Consider the following 20,853-nt stretch of genomic DNA (forward strand, 5'->3'; position numbering starts at 1 on the left):
CGTAGGCTACCGCAAAGGATGAAAAACGAACCGCAAAGGGCGCAAAGGAAGAAAGATATGCAGAGGTATCAGGTGAAAGGCAAAACGCAGATAGGGTTGAAAATTCAAAAGAGGAAGGGTCTGATTTATGCTTTGGTTGCTGTTTTTGCGTGTTTACTTTTAACTTGTAATTTTTCTCTGGCAGCGACGGCTGAGGCAAAGTATTACACGGAGTTACAGCTACCACCGCTACCTGAAATCAAGTTACCCAAGTATGAGCGGTTTGTGCTGCAAAACGGCTTGGTTGTCTATTTGATGGAGGATCACGAGTTACCGTTGGTGAATGGTACGGCCTTTGTGCGGACAGGAAATCGCTTGGAACCATTGGAGAAAGTTGGGTTGGCTGGTTTTACAGGCGCGGTGATGCGAACTGGAGGAACTAAGCAGCATTCCCCTGATGAACTCAACGAGATGTTGGAACAACGCGCGGCATCTGTGGAAGTTAGTATTGCTGAAGCTTCTGGTAGTGCTAGCTTTGATGCCCTCAGTGAAGATTTAGAAACAGTGTTTGGGCTGTTTGCTGAGGTGCTGCGATCGCCAGTATTTGCTCAAGAAAAGCTAGACTTGGCTAAGACACAAGCTAAAGGTGGCATTGCCCGTCGTAATGACAATCCAGATAGTATTGCTAGTCGAGAATTTAAGAAATTGATCTATGGGAAAGATAGCCCTTACGCTCGCACAGTAGAGTATGCGACGGTGGATCAGGTTAAGCGTGAGGATTTGCTCAAGTTTTATCAGCAATATTTCCACCCTAATAATATGATTTTGGGGATTGTGGGGGATTTTGATGCTAAGAAAATGCGATCGCTCATTCAAGCTAAATTTGGCGATTGGAACCGTAACCCAGGTATTGCCAAACCTGCATTACCAAAGGTTTTGCCAGCTAATACAGGTGGAGTATTTTTTGTAAATCAGCCACAACTAACCCAAAGTAGTGTACTTATCGGGCATTTAGGCGGACGCTTCGATAGTCCTGATTATGCGGCGCTGGATGTATTGAATGGGGTGTTAAATGGATTTGGCGGACGCTTATTTAATGAAGTGCGATCGCGTCAAGGTTTAGCTTACTCTGTTTATGGCCAGTGGAGTCCCCGCTACGATTATCCTGGTATGTTTATTGCTGGTGGAGAAACGCGATCGGATGCTACCGTCCAGTTTGTCAAAGCTTTACAAAGTGAAATCAAGCGCATTCAAACTCAAAAAGTGACTGCCAAAGAACTTGCTTTTGCCAAAGAATCTACACTCAATTCTTTTGTATTCAACTTTCAAGACCCCAGCCAAACCTTATCACGGTTGATGCGATACGAATATTACGGCTATCCTGCTGATTTTCTCTTTAGCTATCAAAAAGCCGTCGCCGCCACCACAGCAGCTGATGTCCAACGGGTAGCACGAGAATACCTCAAACCAGAAAAAATTGTGACTCTAGTAGTGGGGAATCAAGCCGCTATTCAACCACCATTGACGCAGCTAGCGGCACAGGTGACACCAATAGATGTAACGATTCCTGGTTCACGGCCACAGGCTAAGAATTAATTGCATAGGTAGACACTGAATAGAATAGCACTAAGTTAAGACACAGCCCCTGCCCTAACTGGTTCCTAGCCTCCAGGCTGGGAACCGATTCTCGGAGGCTCCGCCTCCAGTGGCTTGACTAGAGGGAGCAGCCCATTCGGAATACGTTTATACAAGTCAAATCGCAAGGCTTAGATTCTCGACTTCTTCGAGAAGTCAGGTATCTGGTTTTTCAAATAATTTCCTTTGCTATCGGGAAATGACTGAGGACGAATTGGAGTAATAAATAGAAACTAAATCAGGAACCAAAACCTCTGGGAACTCCAGGGGTTTTTTTTTAACAGTGTAGGTTGTGTTGAGGAACGAAACCCAACATATCTGCCAATACGGTTCAGTTAAGGTTAAAACTCTGTTATCCAAGTCAATTTTTTAACGTAGACGCTTCGGCTTGCCGCAGGCTACCGCCGAGGCGCAGAGGACGCAGAGAGAAGAAAGAGAAGAAAAAAATTGCTTAACTGAACTGTATTGACCAATTCTTCCTTGATGGTACAAGCCCCTAAATTCATTTATGGATAGATAAGTTTTAAACAATGCAGGGTTCAAGCCCCCGGATTTATCCGTGGGCATTAATTGCGAATTGCGAATTGCGAATTGCGAATTGTGCTGACATATCTGCCCAATTTTTTGGAAAACAATTAGTTTGTTTATTCTCCGGCGAGTTGCCGCGCAATATCCATGTTTGCTGCCAGTACACGCACGATTTCAACGGGGTTCTCACCTTGGTATATCAGAAAATATCGGGGCTGCACCAACCAGAAACGGACGGGAAGCGGAGTCAGGTCGTAACTGATACTTTCCTATTCTGGGGTTGTCTGTGAGTAATTCACAGGCACAAAGAAGCTTGTCTAGCATCTGTTCGGCGGCATCCAGATTATCTCGCGCGATATAAGCATAAATTCCCGCAAGGTCGTTTTCTGCTTGCGGCGAGAGAATATACAGTTTTGGGTTGGTCACAACGCAATACGGTTCAGTTAAGGCTAAAACTCTGTTATCAAATTCAACTTTTTAACGTAGACGCTTCTCTACGAGACGCTACGCGAACGGCTTGCCGCAGGCTACCGCCAAGGCGCAGAGGACGCAGAGAGAAGAATGAGAAGGAAAAAATTGCTTAACTGAACTGTATTGGGTCACAACGGTTTTTTGAGCAATTGTTGCGCCTTGTTGCGGATGCGCTCCCGCGCACCTTCTCCGGGAAGACCTTGTGCATTATCAAGCTCAGAAAGACCAATAGCAATTTGCTCATTGAGCCACAATTTATATTCCTCGGAATGGTCGTTAAAGCGTTTCAAAAGACGCAACCCCTCCCGAATCACCTCACTTTGAGAATGGTATAAGCCTGACTCAACTTGCATTTGCACGAAGGCTTCCAACTCAGGAGTAAGAGAAATATTCATATACTTACTTCTTTATAACAAGAATAGATATTATAATAACAGTTTTTGTTATTGCTGCTTCCTAGTGAAAACTTTTGCAAAGAGCTAAAAAATGTAACCAAGCACAGATGATATGCGATCGCACTCATACTTCTCGGCATATACTTTTAAAGAAATGTGACATTTAATTGCGCTATTGCAAAAGTCAGCTTTACATAAGTTCAGTTATGAGCCAGTCTGAATATACTACAGCCCAAACTACTGCCCTGATTAACCACGATCGCAAACCTATTCATCTAACTGGCTCTATTCAACCTCATGGCGTTCTCCTGGCACTCAGTACTCAGCTAGAGATCCTACAAGTTAGCAATAATACTCAAGTATATTTGGGCAAAGAGCCAAAAGATTTGCTCGGTCAACCTTTGAGCTATTTACTTGACCCTGGGCAAGTGGAAATTGTCAAGCAGTGTTTGGTGAAAAAAATTGGCAGTTCTAATACGTTTAAAGTATTAAGAAACACTTTAAATGGTGAACAATACTTTGATGCCATTGCTCATCGTACAGAAGAGGCTGTGATTCTGGAGCTAGAACCGACGGACTCTGAATCGGAGTTGAGTTTCTTAAGCTTTCATAGTTTGGCGGGTGAAGCGATCGCTAAAATGCAAAGCACATCAAACCTGATAGAATTTTTGCATTCGGTAGCTAAAGAAGTCCAAAAAATCATCGGTTTTGATCGGGTAATGGTCTATCAATTTGACCAGTCGGAAGCGGGTTCTGTTGTTGCAGAAGTTAAACGAGAAGATTTATCACCTTATTTAGGACTCCACTATCCTGCTACAGACATTCCAGCCCAGGCTAGGGAGTTATACACACGCTGCTTTCTCCGATTTCTCCCCGATTTGACCGTTGAACCGATTAAACTAGTTCCAACCGAAAATACGACAACACATCAGCCGCTTGATTTAAGCTACTGTGTGCTACGAAGTTTTGATCAGTGTTGTACTCAATATCATCAAAATATGGGCGTGAATGCTCTTTTGGTGATTTCCCTCGTGCAAGAGCAGAAGCTTTGGGGATTAATATCCTGTCATCATCAAACACCAAAGTATGTTTCTTACGAAGTCCGCAAGATGTGCGAATTTTTAGGACAAATTGTGTCTTCAGAATTAGCACACAAAATTAGTCACTCGGAATGGGACTATAAAGTAAAACTCAAATCGCTACAGTCTGAGTTTCTAGAGTCCATTTCCCAAGCAGATAATTTTATCGATGCCTTAATCAAACCTGAAATCCGGTTGCTCGATCTTGTTAGTGCTTCAGGAGCGGCGGTTTGTCTGGATAATGAAATTACCCTTGTAGGGACAGCACCGAATATTCATCAAGTTCAGGCATTAATTGAATGGGCGGATATCCAAGTTAGTGATAACTTGTTTTCTACTGATTCTCTGCCCAAGCTTTACCCAGAAGCGCTCATATTTAAAGATACAGCTAGTGGCTTGTTACTACTGCGGATTTCTAAAGTCCGGCGCTATTACATTCTTTGGTTTCGCCCCGAAGTTATCCAAACAGTACACTGGGCAGGTAATCCCAACGAATCCATGCAAACCCAGGCAGATGGTAGCATTACCCTATCTCCGCGAAAATCTTTTGAACAATGGCAAGAAACAGTTAGATTAACTTCTCTACCTTGGAAAGCTTGTGAACTTGACAGTGCGATCGCTCTGAGAAATGCGATCGTTGGTATTGTACTATCGAAGGCGGATGAATTAGCTAAAATCAACCTGGAGTTAGAGCGCAGCAACCAAGAACTAGCATCCTTTGCCTACGCCGCTTCTCATGACCTCAAGGAACCTTTACGAGGCATTTATAATTTTTCGACAGTGCTGTTAGAAGACTATGCCCAAGTATTAGATGATGACGGAATTGAGTGTTTGCAAACAGTAGTATCCTTATCTGTACGGATGGAAACTCTGATTGATGCCCTACTGCGACTCTCGCAGTTAGGACAAGCGCAACTGCGCTTGCAAGCAACTGACATCAACAAATTACTCAACGAAGTAATTGACGTTTTTCGTGCTAGTCGCCAAGACTCTCAGTTTGTAGATATTCGCATTCCTCGGCCTTTACCAACAATTTTGTGTGACCGAATTCTCGTTAATGAAGTCTTCAGTAATCTGCTTGGCAATGCCTTTAAATACAACGATAAGGCAGAGCAATGGATGGAAATTGGCTACCTTTCTCAAGAAGAGGCAGGGGGAGAAGAACTATTAGCCCATACCCAATCCCCAATCACTTTTTACATCCGCGATAACGGTATTGGAATTCCACAGCATCATCTAGCAACCATCTTTAGATTATTTAAGCGGCTCCACTCTCAGCAAAAGTATGGTGGTGGAGCCGGTGCAGGACTAGCTATTGTTAAGAAGATTGTTGAGCTTCATAACGGTAAAGTTTGGGTTGAATCTACCGTCGGCGTTGGCTCGATATTCTATTTTACGCTGGAATAGTTTAAGATAGTAGCTAAATATATATTTTTGTTAAGTTCTTTTAATACCACGAATGATAAAAAAACTTCATGAACCTCTGCTCGTTGTTGAGGACAGCAATGAAGATTTTCGGATTCTGCAACGTCTGATGCAGCGTATGTCCGTCCAGAACCCTATACATCGCTGCACTAATGGAGATGAGGTTTTAGAGTTTCTCTCTCAACAGGGAAATGATGTCTACAGTAAAGACGAAGACCCACCCAACTCTAAAGTAGCATTACGACCTTCTGTAATCTTGCTCGATCTGAATTTGCCAGGTATTGATGGCCGTGATATTTTAGATCGGCTCAAGCAAGACAATAGTTTCAAAGGAATCCCCATCGTTGTTTTTACTACATCATCTAACCCCAAGGATATTGAATTGTGCTACCAAAAGGGTGCAAATGGATATCTGGTAAAGCCGATGGATGCTCAGGAATTAAAAAAGACGATTCAGGCATTTGTGGATTACTGGCTTGAAGCCAATACGCCGCCCGTCTTGGATTAATTTGTTTGTATTTTGTTAATCAGGCAGTAGGGATATCAGGATAATAAAAGAGATCGCTCAGAGGGCACAGCGACACTTTCCTCTTTGAGTCACTGTGTTTGCTTGTCTCTGGTAGATGTTTTTTCCCCATCTTCCTGTTTTTACTAGTTCTATTGCTTTAGATTTACTAAATAATTTAGATTTTATTTATACTTATTTTATATTATTTTTAGAATTATGCAATAAAAACCCAATCTGGATAAAAGGGATCTATATGGCTCCCCGATCCTCACAACCTTATGTTGGACATACGGACGCTACTTATCATCGATGATAGTGCCGCAGATCGGAAAATTTATCGTCGATATCTTTTGAAAGATCCGCACCAGTCCTACCAGATTTTGGAGGCAGACTGTGCAGAAGAAGGACTTGCTTTGTGCCAAAAAGTACCCTGCGATGTGATTCTGCTGGATTTTTGCCTACCTGATATGAGTGGGTTAGAACTCTTCGATCAGATGCAGCAGGAGATATTTAAAACTTCTGTGCCAGTGATTATGTTGACAGGGCGGGGTGATGAAGAGATCGCTGTGCAAGTAATGAAACGGGGTGCTTTAGATTATTTAGTCAAGCAACATCTGACACAAGATGTACTGCAACTAGCAGTCCGTAATGCCATTAGACAATCGTCCTTGCAAGCCCAACTGATCAAAACTCAAGAGCGTCAACGCCTAATTGCCACGACTGCTTTACGAATTCGCCAGTCTCTAAACTTAGAGCAAATTTTGAATACAGCTGTAGCCGAAGTACAGCAACTTCTGAAGTGCGATCGCGTGATGGTATATCAGTTCGCCCAGATACAGATGGTAAAATAGTTGCCTCATCAGTAGCAGTGTGCGATCGCATTGAGGCTGGGGACAATGGCACAAGGATACAAGGAGACAGAGTATTGATAACTAGGGAAGAGTTTTCCCAATCCCCAATTCCTTATATCTATGAGCTAGGTTTGTGTAATTGTGTCAGCCTAAAAGAGCAATTTAATACTAAGGCAAGTCTGGTGGTTCCCATTAATCTGAGTAACAATGGGAACCCAACCCCCAAACTTTGGGGTTTATTGATTGCTCACCATAATTCTGGGGAGCGACAGTGGCAAACTGATGATGTAGAGATGCTCAACGAAGTTTCAGTGCAATTAGCGATCGCTATCCAACAGGCAGAATTGCTAGCCCAAACTCAAGCAGCCCTTGCCAAAGAAAAGCAACTAAATATATTTAAATCTCAAATTATTGCAACGGTTTCCCATGAATATCGAACGCCGCTAACTTCAATTCTTGCTGCTGCATCAACTTTGGTAAAACATAGCCAGCAACTAGACGAGTCTAAACAGCAGAGGTTTTTGGGAATCATTGAACAGAAAACAAGGTATATGTCCAAACTCGTGGATGATATGCTTTTGGTTAACCAATTGGAACTAGGAAAACCTGAGTTTAAACCAATTGCATTAGATTTGCTACAATTTTTTTCTGACCTTATAGAACAAGAGCGAGAAACAGCAGGCGATCGCCACGAATTAATTTTTAAAATTACAGGAAATAACCACGGATTTTGGGGCGATCGCGGACTTTTGCAGCAGATTTTTATTAACTTAATGTCCAATGCAATTAAGTACTCTCCAGATGGAGGTACTGTGGAATTCCACCTCGTTGGCAAAGAATCAGAAGTTATCTTTTATATCAAAGATCAGGGAATCGGTATCCCGATCGCAGATCAAGAAAATTTATTTCAATCTTTCAGTCGTGGAAGTAACGTTGACACAATTCCTGGTACAGGTTTGGGGCTAGCGATCGCTAAAGCTTGTGTGGAGTTACATGGTGGCAATATTACCTTGTCTAGTGAAGTGGGGCAAGGAACTAAAGTTACAGTTAGCTTACCGAAGATATCCCCAACTGGTCAACTATCCCCATCATCTACTTAACGACTTGCAAAAAATAAGTTATCCCCAATTATTTTACGTAACCTGCCGATTTTATGCAGCGATCGCACTACCATCAGAATTAATAGGAGCATATAGCGATCGCAATTTCATATCCCCAGCTTCAGATATTTTAATTCTAATGTAGTCTCCGAAATAGCAAATGCGAACCCCGGAGTAGCAAATGCGAACCCCGGAGTAACAAATGCGAACCCCGGAGTAACAAATGCGAACCCCGGAGTAACAAATGCGAACCCCGGAGTAACAAATGCGAACCCCGGAGTAACAAATGCGAACCCCGGAGTAACAAATGCGAACCCCGAAATAACAAATGCGAACCCCGAAATAACAAATGCGAACCCCGAAATAACAAATGCGAACCCCGAAATAACAAATGCGAACCCTGAAGTAACAAATGCGAACCCTGAAGTAACAAATGCGAACCCCGAAGTAACAAATGCGAACCTCGAAATAACAAATGCGTTGGCGTAGCCCGCCGCAGGTATCGCTCCCCGGATATTTACTAAACTAGCCAGAATTAACGATACAATCATTAAAAAATACCCAAAAAATACTTAAGCGATTCATCATGGCAGCAATATCTAATGTTCAGGTGACGATTTCTCTAGCTGAACTAGGTTTAGACGATGAGGAATTGCAAACAGAAGTAGAAAATTTATTACCTCAGTTAAGAGAAGTAGATGGCGTAGAAGATGCAGATTTAGTTGCAGTGGAAAACGCACCCAAGGGTACAAAGAGCATCAGTGGCTTTGTGTGGGGGTTGTTAAATGCACAAGTTAACGCCGCTAATATTAAAACTTTGTTTAATTTTCTAGGCGATCGCTTCGGCAACAAACCAATTAAGCTATTGGTTAAAGCCAGTGCTGATGGCAGTAGAGAACTCAACCTAGAAGCCAGCAGCCGCGAAGAGTTTGAATTTGCTCTCCAAAAAGCACAAGAATTTATCAAAAATCAATCAAACAGCAACGATGGTTAAGAAGATAGCACTGCTAATCGGGATTAGCGAATACGAACCAGGACTAGCAGCGCTACCCAAGGCTGTAAATGATGTTGAAGCGATGGAGCGAGTTTTAGTAAACACCGAAATCGGTGGTTTTGCTCCAGGGGATGTCACGGTGCTAAAAAATCCCCAAAAGCCAGATATGGAAAGAGAAATTTATAACTTTTATGCTAATTCTGATAAAGATGACTTGCTGTTGCTTTACTTTTCTGGTCATGGCGTGACATTACAAAATGGCGACTTTTACTTTTCGACTCGCGGAACTCAAAAAAATCAGAATCAATTGCTCCCATACACAGCCATAGTCGCCAAATATGTACACGACTCAATTAACAGCAGCAAATCTAAGCGACAGGTAGTAATTTTAGATTGCTGCTTTAGTGCTGCTTTTGCCAGAGGTGTTACAGCCAAAGATATTGGTGTTGATAATATTGACTTGCAAAAGCAATTAGGCGGTGAGGGAAGAGCAATTCTCACAGCTTGCACCTCAACACAAAAAGCTTATGAATCTGATGACTCAAACTTGTCGATTTACACTAAATATTTGATAGAAGGGCTTGAGAAAGGTACAGCCGATAAGGACGGGGATGGTTTGATTGCGGTGGATGAGTTGCATGACTTTGCCAAAAGCAAAGTGCAAGAAGAATCTCCCGACATGACGCCAGAGTTATATTACATAAAAAAGGGTGAACCGATTTTTCTGGCGAAGTCACCCAAGGATGATCCTAAACTAAAGTATCGTAAGGAAGTTGAGATAATTGCTCTTGACGATGAAGGAGAGATTTCTGATATTAACCGCGATTATCTGGATGAGTTTCGGAAGAAGTTAAAATCACCTAAATTTGAATTATCTGTTGATGACGCTAATGCAATTGAATTTGAGGTTCTCGAACCTTATCGCAAACGCCAGGAAAAATTGCAACGTTATGAGCAAACATTTTCTCGACTCAAACAGTATCCACCTAGTCAGAAACAGCGCAATGCTTTAAAACGCTTGCAAGATATTTTAAGTTTGAGAGAAGAAGATGTAGCACCAATAGAAGCAAGGTTTATTAATCAACAAAAACCATCTGAACCTGTTCTAGAAAATGAACCTAATCAATTTGAGTTTGACATCGTGAAGGTGGATGCTCAAGGACAAACCATCAACAGCAGTAAAGGACGCGCCAAGTTTTTTAGAGAAAGCTTGGGTAATGACGTAGTTCTGGAAATGGTGTCAATTCCTGGTGGTGAATTTCTCATGGGTTCACCAGAGAGTGAGCCAGAAAGAACTAGCGATGAAAGTCCACAGCACTCCGTCACCATTCAACCCTTTTTTATGGGTAAATTTCCCGTAACTCAGAGCCAATGGAAAGCCGTTGCTGCTTTACCCAAGGTTAATATTGATTTAAATCCCGAACCATCCAATTTTCAAGGTGCTAATCGACCTGTTGAACAGGTTTCTTGGGATGATGCAATTGAGTTTTGCGCTCGGCTATCTAAAAAGACTCAAGAAACCTATCGCTTACCCAGTGAGGCAGAATGGGAATATGCATGTCGTGCGGGAACGACTACGCCGTTTTATTTTGGCGAAACGATTACAACTGATTTAGCGAATTACCAAGTCCAGTATGGGGAAACAACAGATGTAGGGAAATTTCCTGCCAACCCCTTTGGTTTATTTGATATGCATGGTAATATATGGGAATGGTGTCAGGATGAGTGGCACAAAAATTATAACGGAGCGCCAAAAAACGGAAGCGCTTGGTTAGCTGATAATAATCAAGATCGGCTGCTGCGTGGTGGTTCTTGGCTCAGCGATACCAGGTCTTGCCGCTCGGCGTATCGCGGCTATTACGCGCGTGTCAATCGTAACGGCAGCGTGGGTTTTCGGGTTGTGTTGGTTCGTGGCAGGACTTAGTAGCCCTTTACACTATTGCCCTTTAGCACTCTGCTCTTTATTTCTTCACCCTTCTTAATGTCTCGCGCTCTGCGCGATCAATTTTTTATTTAATTTTGTATGGATGAGTGATTTACCAATAATACAAAAAACTTACGATTTAATCAAGTGGTATGTACCAATTTTAAATCGTCTTCCTAGAGATCATAAATTTTTGCTAGGAAATCGGATTATTACAGAACTATACAATTTATTAGATGTTCTGATCATAGCACGGTATGCTAAAGAGAAATTAGCCCATTTAGAATTATTGAATAGTAAGTTAGATATTTTGCGCTATCAAACTCGTTTACTTTTAGAATTTAACTTAATTCAGACAGAACGTTATGAATATGCTCAAAAACTTTTAAATGAGATTGGCACTGATTTGGGTGGATGGATAAAACAGCAAAAAATTAAACCAGGTATTTCCAATTAAAAAATATTCCACCAGCAACTTTAGAATGAAATTATTAATAACCCAGGCGATTAGAAATCGCGGCTACACAGACAAAACCCACCTGCGTGGGTTAATTTAAATGAAACGATATGGAAATCTTTGGAATGAAATTATAGCATTTGAGAATTTGCTATCAGCCGCCCAGCAAGCACAACGGGGTAAAACGTTTTCGAGAGAATGTTTTAGAGTTTAATTACAATCTAGAGCAAGAGTTATTTCAACTGCAAGAAGAATTACAGTTCAAAAACATACCGTCCTGGAAACTACACCACATTTCAAATTTTTGAACCCAAACTGCGAATAATTTCAGCCGCTCCTTATCGTGACAGAGTTGTGCATCATGCTCTGTGTAACGTCATTTTTCCCATATTTGAACGCACATTTATCAGCGATTCCTACGCAAATCGTGTTGGTTTTGGCTCTCACCGCGCTTTACATCGCTTTACTAAATTTGCTCGTTCCAGCCGTTATGTTCTGCAAGCTGATATTCGTAAATATTTTCCTAGTATCGACCATGAAATATTGAAATCACTGATATATCGTAAAATTAAATGTCCTGATATACTCTGGTTAATCAATACCATTATTGATAGTAGCAATCATCAAGAGCCAGTACTTAATTATTTTATTGGAGATGATTTACTCACACCTCTTGAAAGAAGACATGGTATACCAATTGGCAATCTAACCAGCCAATTTTTTGCAAATATATATCTAAATAGCTTTGACCATTTTGTTAAAGAACAAATCAAAGCATCTCAATATATTCGTTATGTAGACGATTTTGCCTTATTTTCAGATGACAAAGTGTTTTTGCAAAACGCCAGAGTTAGAATAGAGGAATATCTTGCAGCTTTAAGAGTTAAAATGCATCCAATCAAAAGCCAATTGTTTGAACCAAAACACGGACGCTAATTTTGTTGGATTTCGCCTTTTACCAGACCGGATTAGGGTACGCAGTGATAATCTGCGTCTGGCAAGAAAAAGATTACGGAAAATGCTCTGCGACTATCATCAAAGAAAAATTGAATATGAAAAAATGTGTGAATCAATGCAGAGTTGGGTTGCCCACTTAAAGCATGGTAATACATGGCAGTTGCGCCAGCAAATATTTATTACTTGGCAATTAGAAAATGTTGTAAGTCAATTCTCTACTTCCGAGTCTATTGTGTTAATGTAAACAATGGGGTAGGCGACATCGGCTGCTGCGTGGTGGTTCGTGGAACAACAATCCCAGGAATTGCCGCTCGGCGTATCGCAACTATAACGCGCGTGACAATCGTAACAACAACGTGGGTTTTCGGATTGTGTTGGTTCGTGGCAGTACTCTTTTGTGTCAGAACTGGTGAATGGGAATTCATCGGGCGTACCAAAAAAGAGTCCAGGCCTAATCCAGTGAGGTTGATGACGATCTCCGAATATAAAACCGAGTCGGATAGCTGGTAGGCTGTAAAGGTCGAACAGTTGTCCGATTCACCTAATTTTAAAGTAATTTCGACTGCTTATAATATCTGCCTTACGTCTTTTATTACTCTGAAAAAATAAAATATTTGTAGGTTGGGTTGAACTTTAGTAAAACCCAACAAAATCAAGAATTCTTACTGTTGGGTTTCCTTCCTCAACCCAACCTACCGCTAGCTAGATAAATGATCAATATTAGTTATTGCGATCGCACGACGTTTCGTATTCTCAGATGAGCCTAGTGTATGATTAATAAGGTTAATCGGTTCTGGTGGGAGTCAGCTACCAGAGGTAACGGGGAAAGTTCGGTGCAAATCCGGCGCTGTCCCGCAACTGTGAACCAATTTGAGGTTAAGTAACTAAGTAATCGAAAATCCCAAATTGAGTAAGTCAGGATGCCCGCCGAAATAAATTTATCAATTCCACATCTCTGCGAGGTACAGATGACTACTACTGTAAATATTTCCCCAACTAGCCCCTTGGGTGTTGCTGAACATACTTTATTTGTTTGCAAAACTTGTGCCAGTACTTGGCAAGATGGAAAACGCTTAGGTGAAAGTGGTGGTCAAAAACTTCTACACCAACTTCAGCAGCTTGCACAAGATTGGGATTTACGAGATCAATTCCCAATTCAAGAAGTTGAATGCATGAGTGCCTGTAATCGTTCTTGTGTAGTCGCCTTTTCTGCTAAAGGCAAATTAACATATTTATTTGGTGATTTAGCCGTTGATGATAGTGCATCTGCGGTACTGGAATGTGCTAGCCAATACTATGCTAAAGCAGATGGTTTACTACCTTGGTCAGAGCGTCCAGAAGCGTTAAAAAAAGGCATTTTGGCAAAGATTCCATCTTTATCTTAATGATGCGCGTTTTGATTTTGGGTGGGACGGGAGATGCCGCAGAATTAGCTGCCATTGCGACTAGCCAAGGGTTAGAAGTAATTACGTCTCTAGCTGGGCGCACTCGTGAACCTTCAATACCGTTGGGTGATTTACGGGTTGGAGGCTTTGGCGGTGTGGCTGGATTGGCTAGCTATCTGCGAGTTATGCAAATCGACTTATTAATTGATGCAACCCATCCTTTTGCTAATCAGATTTCCTTCAATGCGGCAGATGCGGCAGCAGAAGTTGGAGTACCCCGTCTGATGTTAATTCGTCCGCCTTGGGAAAAAGTCAGTGGCGATCGCTGGATTGAAGTTGATAGCGTTGAAGCCGCAGCAGCATCTCTGCAAAACCAAGCACAGCGAGTATTTTTGACAGTTGGTAGGCAAGAACTTGCCGCTTTTGCTCACCTAGATAAAATTTGGTTTCTAATGCGGATGATTGACCCTCCTGGCAATGATGCTTTGCTGCCGCCGGGGATGGTATTGTGCGATCGCGGGCCATTTACTTTGAATAATGAAAGGCAAATCTTGATTCACAACAACATTGATACGATTGTGAGTAAAAATAGCGGTGGCGATGCCACAAAGCCCAAGATTATTGCCGCGCGAGAACTAAGCGTGAAGGTTGTGATGGTAAATCGTCCAGCCATACCGCCAGGGGAGCAGGTTAGTAATGTTGATGCTGCTTTGGCATGGCTATTTGAGCGGTGCTAGTAGGTTATATCGTTCTGGAATTATCCTTGTGGAATAAATAATCACTACTTGTACCAATTTCCGTATAATACACGGGAACCTTCTAGAAGATTGGCGATCGCGCTAACGATTATCCATGAAAAATCTTTTTAAACTCCTAAATTGACGATAAAAATTGTGATGTTTCTATAGGCTCTTTGAGACAATACAGATGAAAGTAATATAGCAACAGTGGTATTTTTGCATTCAAATTGATACCGTAATTTTGTCTAGAGATAGAATTCTATTGTCTCTGCCAACGATAGATTAATTTTTAAAAGGAGTTTGCTGTCATGTCCACAACACCAACTACTCGATTCATTTTAGAGACTTTACTTCCTCATCTGAAAGTAGCAGCAGCCTACGCTAATTTTCTTCAACCAAAAATTGCTGCACTTCCCGCTAAAGGACAAGAAAGCAACTTTTTTAGTGCTGCACTGACTGATGCAGATGTGGCTATTCAAAATCTAGTAGAAGTAGTACTACTGGGGACTTTCCCAGATATTCGCTTTTATGGTGAAGAATATGAAAGTTCTAACAACACCAAGTATTTTCGCGCTACCAACCTCGGTTCAGAAGGTGATTATTTAGTCACACTCGACCCAATTGATGGCACGAAATTTTACATGGATGGACATTCTAATTACCAAATTATTCTCAGTATTCTAAATTCAGATGAGTTTGAAGCAGTAATTGCCATTTCTCCTGCCCAAAACGTTTATTTTTATGCCCTTCGAGGTGGAGGTGCTTTTAAAGGGACACTGGAAATGACCTTAGAAGCTTGTGCCCCATTACAGATAACATCCGCCAAACCTGCAATTTTGTTGGGATGGGGAATGAATGCGATCGCAGATTCACTAAAAGATCGATATAAAGTCATCGATATAGCGACTGATTACTCTAGTGATATAGAAATTCCCAGTCTCAATGGTATTCTCAGTGGCGATTTAAGTGGAGCAGTCATCAAATCGGGTAAATTTCTTGATAGTGCTGCACTGGCTTTTATTGCAAAAGAGGCTGGCTGGATTGTAACTACTCTAGACGGTTCGACTTTACCACCACTGCATACTTGTGAAAACTATAGTATGCCTGGATTGCTCGTAGCTGCCTCAAAATCTGTTCATCAAGACCTGCTGAAAGCGACGCAAAGCTTCAAAAGTGCTGAGTAAGAAATAATAAGTAATTTGACAAAATGAAAGTTTGTATTGTTGGCGCGGGTGCGATTGGTGGATATTTAGGGGCAAAACTGGCATTAGCAGGTGAAACAGTGACGCTAATTGCTCGTGGTTCTCATTTGGAGGCAATTCAAAAAAATGGGCTGAAGTTGCTTATGGCAGACGGTTCTGGTCAAATTGCTACTCCATTTCTGGCAACTAGCGATATTCAAGAAGCAGGGCCACAAGATGTAGTAATTTTAACTGTAAAGGCTCACAGTGTTCCAGCGATTCGCACCTCTTCTCCTGCACTCTACAACCCGGATACGATGGTGGTGACAGCCCAAAATGGCGTTCCTTGGTGGTACTTTCGCAAGTATAGCAGTGAGTATGAAGGTACGCGGATTCAATCTGTTGACCCAAATGGCATTATTGAAGCTAGTATCGGTGCTGACCGTGCCATCGGTTGCGTTGTTTACCCAGCAACTGAGATAATTGAACCAGGTGTGATTAAGCATATTGAAGGCGATCGCTTTACTCTTGGTGAAATCGATGGCAGTAAAACAGAACGCATCCAATTATTGGCACAGACTTTAAAACAAGCAGGATTCAAAGCACCAATCCGCAATCAAATTCGCACGGAAATTTGGATCAAGTTGTGGGGAAATGTGGCATTTAATCCCATCAGTGCTTTAACTGGTGCTACTCTAGAGGATATTTGCCGCTATCCCCTCACCCGTGAACTAGCGCGGCAAATGATGACAGAAACTCAAGCGATCGCGGAAATTTTAGGTATAAAGTTTGGCATTACTTTAGAACAGCGAATTAATGGCGCAGAAAACGTTGGTTCCCATAAAACCTCAATGCTACAAGATATTGAAGCCGGACGCCCTACCGAGATAGACGCTATTGTTGGCGCGGTGGCAGAATTGGGAAAACTCACTCAAATTCCCACACCTTATATTGATACTATTTATGCCAGCGTTAAGCTGCTGGAAGCGACTAAAGTCAGAATTTGACACTTCTGAAGTTTTCATGGGATTAAGCGGAGACTTTACCATGCATTAATTACCACTTGTCAAGTCGATGCAATAGCATAATAAGTCGATGCAATAGCATAACAAGTCAATGCAATGGCATAACAAGTCGATGCAATGGCATAACAAGTCGATGCAATGGCATAACAAGTCGATGCAATGGCATAACAAGTCGATGCAATGGCATTGCAGGACAAGATGTGGAGAAATATTTAGAAGATTTGTGTGTACACCATAGCCATTTAGCGGACATGATATCACAGGTATTATTTGCTCGATTGATGTAACAGTTTAAGGTGCGGAATATTTTATGAAGAAAAAAAAAGGATGGCTATTAACGATACTGGTTGTAGCAGCAGTAGGAATCAGCATCATCACAGGACATAGCAATTCTCTCAAAGCTGCCTCATCTTTAGGTAAAGACACGCTGACGTTGATTACTTCCCCAGATTATCCTCCTTATGAGTTTTATGATACTAAAGGAGGCGATCGCCAAATTGTTGGCTTTGATATAGATATTGCCAAAACCCTTGCTGAAAAACTAGGGTTTAAACTTCAAATAATGGAATCTGATTTTAATGGGTTAATTCCTGCACTCCAAGCAAATCGGGCTGACTTTGTAATGGCTGGGATGACTCCGACTCCAGAACGTCAGAAAAATATTGATTTTTCAATTATTTATTACGAAGCTAAAGATACCATTGTCGCTCCTAAAGGTAGTAACCTGAAACAACCCCAAGACTTATCAGGAAAAAAGCTTGGGGTACAACTAGGAACGATACAAGAACAAAATGCTCAGAAAATTGCTAAAAAAGTTGCAGGTATTCAGCTAAAGCAACTCAACAGAGTGCCGGAAGTCGTTCAAGAAATCAAATCTGGGCGAATTGATGCCGCAATTATTGAGGATACCGTCGCTAAAGGATTTGCCCAAGCTAACCCAGATTTAGAATTTAATGTTATTCCCTCAGAGGAAGCAAGTGGATCGGCGATCGCTTTTCCTAAAGGTTCTTCCTTAGTAGAACCGTTTAACAAAGTCCTTCAACAAATGAAGGACGATGGCACATTAAATAAACTTGTCGCCAAATGGTTTTCACAAAACATTACCACCAATTCTGCATCTTCAACTCCTACCAAAGGTGGATTAAATCTCGATTTCACCAGAATTCTTCCAGACATTCCCTTTATTCTGCGGGGAATCCCTTTAACTTTGTTGTTTACGCTATTATCTGTATCCTTGGGGTTAATCTGGGGAACAATACTATCTCTATTAAAAATTCTCGGCATCAAACCGCTTACTTGGGTTGCTAACGCCTACACCTCTGTTTTTCGAGGCACACCTTTGTTATTACAGTTGGCATTGGTTTACTACGCAACACCGCAGCTTACAGGCTATGATATTTCCGCATTACAGGCTGGGGTGCTAACTTTTACCCTGAATTCTGGCGCTTATATGTCGGAAACCATCAGGGGTGGAATTCAGGCGGTGGATAAAGGGCAAAGTGAAGCGGCGATGTCTATGGGTGTTCCCTATTGGTTGATGATGTGGGATGTGATTTTGCCCCAAGCATTGAAGAACATTCTCCCCGCATTGGTAAATGAAACTATTGGGCTGCTTAAAGATTCCGCGCTAGTGTCAACTATTGGCGTGGTGGAAATATTACGCAGCGCCCAAATTGTTGGTGCAAATAAATATATTTATTTTGAACCACTGCTATTTGCAGGGTTAATCTACTATGTTTTGGTAATGGGTATGACCTTGGGTGCATCTGCTTTAGAAAGGAGGTTACGGGAAAGTGAATAATGTAGTAATTCGCACAGAATTCTTGTGTAAATCCTTTGGCAAACTCGACGTACTCAAAGATATTTCCACTGAGTTTTATCAAGGAGAAGTGGTTGCTATATTAGGCCCTTCTGGTTCAGGTAAGTCTACCTTTTTGCGGTGCATAAACTTGTTAGAACAACCCACCAGAGGCAGAATCTACTTTCACGATCAAGAAATCACCAAGCCTAAAGCAAACATTGCTAGGGTACGCCAGCAGTTGGTGATGGTATTTCAACATTTTAATTTGTTTCCCCACATGAATGTGCTGCAAAATGTCACTTATGCACCGATAAAGGTGAAAGGAATTAACAAACAAAAAGCACAAGAACATGGTTTAGAATTGCTTGCTAAGGTAGGTTTAGAGTCAAAAGTGTCTGTGTACCCATCCAAACTATCTGGGGGACAGAAACAGCGAGTAGCGATCGCGCGGGCATTAGCAATGGAACCAGAGATGATTTTGTTTGATGAACCCACCTCTGCGCTAGATCCAGAAATGGTTAAGGATGTGTTGGAAGTGATGAAAGCTTTAGCATTATCTGGAATGACAATGGCGATCGTGACTCATGAAATGGGGTTTGCCAGAGAAGTTGCCAATCGGATTATGTTTCTCGACCAGGGAATTTTAGCAGAAGATGCTACTCCTGGCGAGTTTTTCCAAAATCCTAAGTGCGATCGCGCCAAGCAGTTCTTGGAAAAAATGCTTTAAAACATCACGAATTCGACGCTTTTTTTGTATTCCTGAAACTTTTCTAAAACGGGGCGATCGTTTTTTATTTAAAATTAGTTTTATAAAATTAATGTTTCGAGCTTTGCCTGTACTTCTTCTATTAAATCCTGTGAAACACTTTCAACAAATTTTGCCTTTCTACTTTTCCAAGAGAATGATTTAATTTGGTCAGCTAACACAACTCCTTTTGTTTGCATTCCTTCAACAAGTGGAACTTCAAAACTAAGTCCTTTTGCCTTGCTGGTTATAGGACACGTTAAAACTAAAGAAGCCCTTCGATTGTATTGAACTGGAGATATAACAAGAGCAGGGCGGTAGCCCCTTTGCTCCCGCCCTTCCTGTTGTAGTTCATTGTTCAATGTCATAGCAATGTCATCAAATGACATTCCTGAGTTGTAAAGGGCAAATGCACGCTGAATCGAATCAACTGTAAACTGCTGTTTTGATCCAAATTCTAATTTGATGATGTCTCCTCTTTTGGGAAAGTATTGATTGACTACCAATGCTCATTCCCCACAGGATTTCCAGTTTCAAATTCTGGATGAAATTTATCAGGAGTCATACCTTCAAGCAATTCATCAAGGGTATACTTTTTTCTTTTTCGTGGTGTAATTATAATATTGTCACCTTGCACACTAAGCTCTATACCTGTTCCTTCAGTTATATGTGCTTGTTCAGCTACCGCTCTTGGAATCCGAATAGCTAAACTATTTCCCCATTTAGCAACAACTGTCGTCATAGCTATCTCCAATATATTTTGTTAGTGATTTACACGCCCGAATTTTAGATTTTTGGAGTGAAACACTTTTAAAACCTTGTCTTATGTATATACTTTGAAGATACAGGTTTTATTAGCGGGTGTCAACACCCCCCGTTAAGAGGGAATATATAAAGAAAATTTAAAGGTGGCAAATAGCGATCGCCTGAAAACAGGATAATGCAGCTGAACTATCCAATCCTAGAATTATGGCATCTAGACCTAAGATCCTCGCCTTTGCAGGCAGCACTCGGATTGAGTCTTACAACAAAAAATTGGTAAAAATCGCGGCGGCTGGCGCTCAGGCAGCAGGCGCAGAAGTGACTTATATAGACCTCCGCGATTTGCCCCTACCTTTGTATGATGAAGATTTGGAAGCTCAAGAAGGAATACCAGCCAATGCCCGCACTTTTAAAGACTTGCTAATTTCTCATCAAGGATTGCTGGTTGCTTCGCCAGAATATAACAGTTCACTCACACCAGTTTTGAAGAACGCCATTGACTGGGCATCCCGTCCAGCCCCAAATGAAGCGCCGTTAGCTGCTTTTGCAGGTAAGGTTGCTACTATTATGAGCGCTTCTCCAGGCGCTCTTGGTGGTTTGCGGGGTTTGGTTCACCTGCGCTCTATTTTGGGAAACATCAAAGTTTTGGTACTTCCCGATCAAATAGCAGTAAGCAAAGCTTATGAAGCCTTTAATCCTGATGGCACGTTAGTAGATCCGAAACAGCAAGAATCTATTGAAAAGTTAGGCGAGGGCTTAACAAAAATATTGCTGAAGCTAAATTAAACTCTTCAGGTGTTCAGTAAATATAGCGGTTCCCATTCAGATGAAGTACAACATTATATCGCAAGGTGTAGGGGCACGGCAGTGCCGTGCCCCTACGAGTGTATCTTACTAGGCCGGGAAACGCT

Annotated in this window: 20 protein-coding genes, 1 pseudogene and 1 riboswitch; of the genes and pseudogenes, 17 read left to right on the forward strand and 4 right to left on the reverse strand. The window is 41.7% G+C overall.

The features are described 5' to 3' along the window. The first annotated feature begins 57 nt into the window (after nt 1-57). Nucleotides 58-1,575, forward strand: coding sequence for a M16 family metallopeptidase (locus ANSO36C_RS02030; protein ID WP_251960228.1), 1,518 nt, complete (start codon nt 58-60; stop codon nt 1,573-1,575). 753 nt (nt 1,576-2,328) lie between these two features. Here ANSO36C_RS02030 and ANSO36C_RS02035 read toward each other — a convergent pair. Together ANSO36C_RS02035 and ANSO36C_RS02040 are read right to left on the reverse strand one after the other, a co-directional pair. After that, nucleotides 2,329-2,568 (reverse strand): type II toxin-antitoxin system RelE/ParE family toxin, encoded by a 240-nt coding sequence (locus ANSO36C_RS02035; RefSeq protein WP_251958165.1) that lies wholly within the window; start codon nt 2,566-2,568, stop codon nt 2,329-2,331. Between the two features lie 173 nt (nt 2,569-2,741). Next, a complete protein-coding gene (locus ANSO36C_RS02040; RefSeq protein WP_251958166.1) occupies nt 2,742-3,008 on the reverse strand; it encodes a type II toxin-antitoxin system ParD family antitoxin in 267 nt (88 codons plus the stop codon). A 206-nt stretch (nt 3,009-3,214) separates the two neighbouring features. Here ANSO36C_RS02040 and ANSO36C_RS02045 point away from each other — a divergent pair, with 206 nt between their 5' ends. The 15 genes and pseudogenes from ANSO36C_RS02045 to ANSO36C_RS02110 all read left to right on the forward strand — a co-directional run bounded on the left by ANSO36C_RS02045 (nt 3,215) and on the right by ANSO36C_RS02110 (nt 19,162). Further along, complete coding sequence (locus ANSO36C_RS02045) at nt 3,215-5,494, forward strand: ATP-binding protein (protein ID WP_251958167.1); 2,280 nt, start codon at nt 3,215-3,217, stop codon at nt 5,492-5,494. A gap of 52 nt (nt 5,495-5,546) precedes the next feature. Further along, nucleotides 5,547-6,020 carry a response regulator gene (locus tag ANSO36C_RS02050; protein ID WP_251958168.1) on the forward strand — a complete coding sequence of 158 codons (474 nt, stop codon included), beginning with the start codon at nt 5,547-5,549 and terminating at the stop codon, nt 6,018-6,020. Nucleotides 6,021-6,298: 278 nt separating this feature from the next. Then, nucleotides 6,299-6,871 (forward strand): response regulator, encoded by a 573-nt coding sequence (locus tag ANSO36C_RS34690; RefSeq protein WP_410174668.1) that lies wholly within the window; start codon nt 6,299-6,301, stop codon nt 6,869-6,871. Nucleotides 6,872-6,888: 17 nt separating this feature from the next. Further along, nucleotides 6,889-7,971, forward strand: coding sequence for a GAF domain-containing sensor histidine kinase (locus ANSO36C_RS34695; protein ID WP_410174702.1), 1,083 nt, complete (start codon nt 6,889-6,891; stop codon nt 7,969-7,971). Between the two features lie 586 nt (nt 7,972-8,557). Continuing rightward, nucleotides 8,558-8,965, forward strand: coding sequence for a sugar ABC transporter permease (locus ANSO36C_RS02060; RefSeq protein ID WP_251958169.1), 408 nt, complete (start codon nt 8,558-8,560; stop codon nt 8,963-8,965). Beyond that, nucleotides 8,958-10,889, forward strand: coding sequence for a caspase, EACC1-associated type (locus ANSO36C_RS02065; RefSeq protein WP_251958170.1), 1,932 nt, complete (start codon nt 8,958-8,960; stop codon nt 10,887-10,889). Before ANSO36C_RS02060 ends, ANSO36C_RS02065 begins: the two co-directional genes overlap by 8 nt. Nucleotides 10,890-10,992: 103 nt before the next feature. Then, nucleotides 10,993-11,346: a diversity-generating retroelement protein Avd gene (gene avd / locus ANSO36C_RS02070; RefSeq protein WP_251958171.1), complete on the forward strand. Its 354-nt coding sequence runs from the start codon at nt 10,993-10,995 to the stop codon at nt 11,344-11,346. Between the two features lie 100 nt (nt 11,347-11,446). Then, nucleotides 11,447-12,547: pseudogene (locus ANSO36C_RS02075) on the forward strand (reverse transcriptase domain-containing protein). Between the two features lie 25 nt (nt 12,548-12,572). After that, entirely contained in the window at nt 12,573-12,716 is a 144-nt protein-coding gene (locus ANSO36C_RS02080) for a hypothetical protein (protein WP_251960229.1), read from the forward strand. Nucleotides 12,717-13,074: 358 nt separating this feature from the next. Continuing rightward, a riboswitch (cobalamin riboswitch) is annotated at nt 13,075-13,249 on the forward strand. 22 nt (nt 13,250-13,271) lie between these two features. Further along, the gene (locus tag ANSO36C_RS02085; protein WP_251958172.1) at nt 13,272-13,688 is read left to right on the forward strand and encodes a DUF1636 family protein; all 417 of its coding nucleotides are present in this window, start codon (nt 13,272-13,274) and stop codon (nt 13,686-13,688) included. A 2-nt stretch (nt 13,689-13,690) separates the two neighbouring features. Further along, nucleotides 13,691-14,425, forward strand: a complete 735-nt coding sequence (locus ANSO36C_RS02090; protein WP_251960230.1) for a cobalt-precorrin-6A reductase — start codon at nt 13,691-13,693, stop codon at nt 14,423-14,425. Nucleotides 14,426-14,736: 311 nt separating this feature from the next. After that, nucleotides 14,737-15,612, forward strand: coding sequence for an inositol monophosphatase family protein (locus tag ANSO36C_RS02095; protein WP_251958173.1), 876 nt, complete (start codon nt 14,737-14,739; stop codon nt 15,610-15,612). A 23-nt stretch (nt 15,613-15,635) separates the two neighbouring features. After that, nucleotides 15,636-16,616, forward strand: a complete 981-nt coding sequence (locus ANSO36C_RS02100; protein ID WP_251958174.1) for a 2-dehydropantoate 2-reductase — start codon at nt 15,636-15,638, stop codon at nt 16,614-16,616. A 328-nt stretch (nt 16,617-16,944) separates the two neighbouring features. Further along, the gene (locus tag ANSO36C_RS02105; RefSeq protein WP_251958175.1) at nt 16,945-18,435 is read left to right on the forward strand and encodes an ABC transporter permease subunit; all 1,491 of its coding nucleotides are present in this window, start codon (nt 16,945-16,947) and stop codon (nt 18,433-18,435) included. Further along, nucleotides 18,428-19,162: an amino acid ABC transporter ATP-binding protein gene (locus ANSO36C_RS02110; protein WP_251958176.1), complete on the forward strand. Its 735-nt coding sequence runs from the start codon at nt 18,428-18,430 to the stop codon at nt 19,160-19,162. The genes ANSO36C_RS02105 and ANSO36C_RS02110 overlap by 8 nt, the downstream gene beginning before the upstream one ends. Before the next feature lie 80 nt (nt 19,163-19,242). On the opposite strand, the gene ANSO36C_RS02115 is transcribed toward ANSO36C_RS02110, so the two are convergent. Then, a complete protein-coding gene (locus ANSO36C_RS02115; protein WP_251958177.1) occupies nt 19,243-19,686 on the reverse strand; it encodes a type II toxin-antitoxin system PemK/MazF family toxin in 444 nt (147 codons plus the stop codon). Next, complete coding sequence (locus tag ANSO36C_RS02120) at nt 19,680-19,922, reverse strand: AbrB/MazE/SpoVT family DNA-binding domain-containing protein (protein WP_251958178.1); 243 nt, start codon at nt 19,920-19,922, stop codon at nt 19,680-19,682. Before ANSO36C_RS02120 ends, ANSO36C_RS02115 begins: the two co-directional genes overlap by 7 nt. Before the next feature lie 227 nt (nt 19,923-20,149). Here ANSO36C_RS02120 and ANSO36C_RS02125 point away from each other — a divergent pair, with 227 nt between their 5' ends. After that, the gene (locus ANSO36C_RS02125; RefSeq protein WP_251958179.1) at nt 20,150-20,728 is read left to right on the forward strand and encodes an NADPH-dependent FMN reductase; all 579 of its coding nucleotides are present in this window, start codon (nt 20,150-20,152) and stop codon (nt 20,726-20,728) included. Nucleotides 20,729-20,853 lie beyond the last annotated feature (125 nt).

It is taken from the genome of Nostoc cf. commune SO-36 (genome assembly GCF_023734775.1).
In the GTDB taxonomy this organism is placed as follows: Bacteria; Cyanobacteriota; Cyanobacteriia; order Cyanobacteriales; family Nostocaceae; genus Nostoc; species Nostoc commune_A.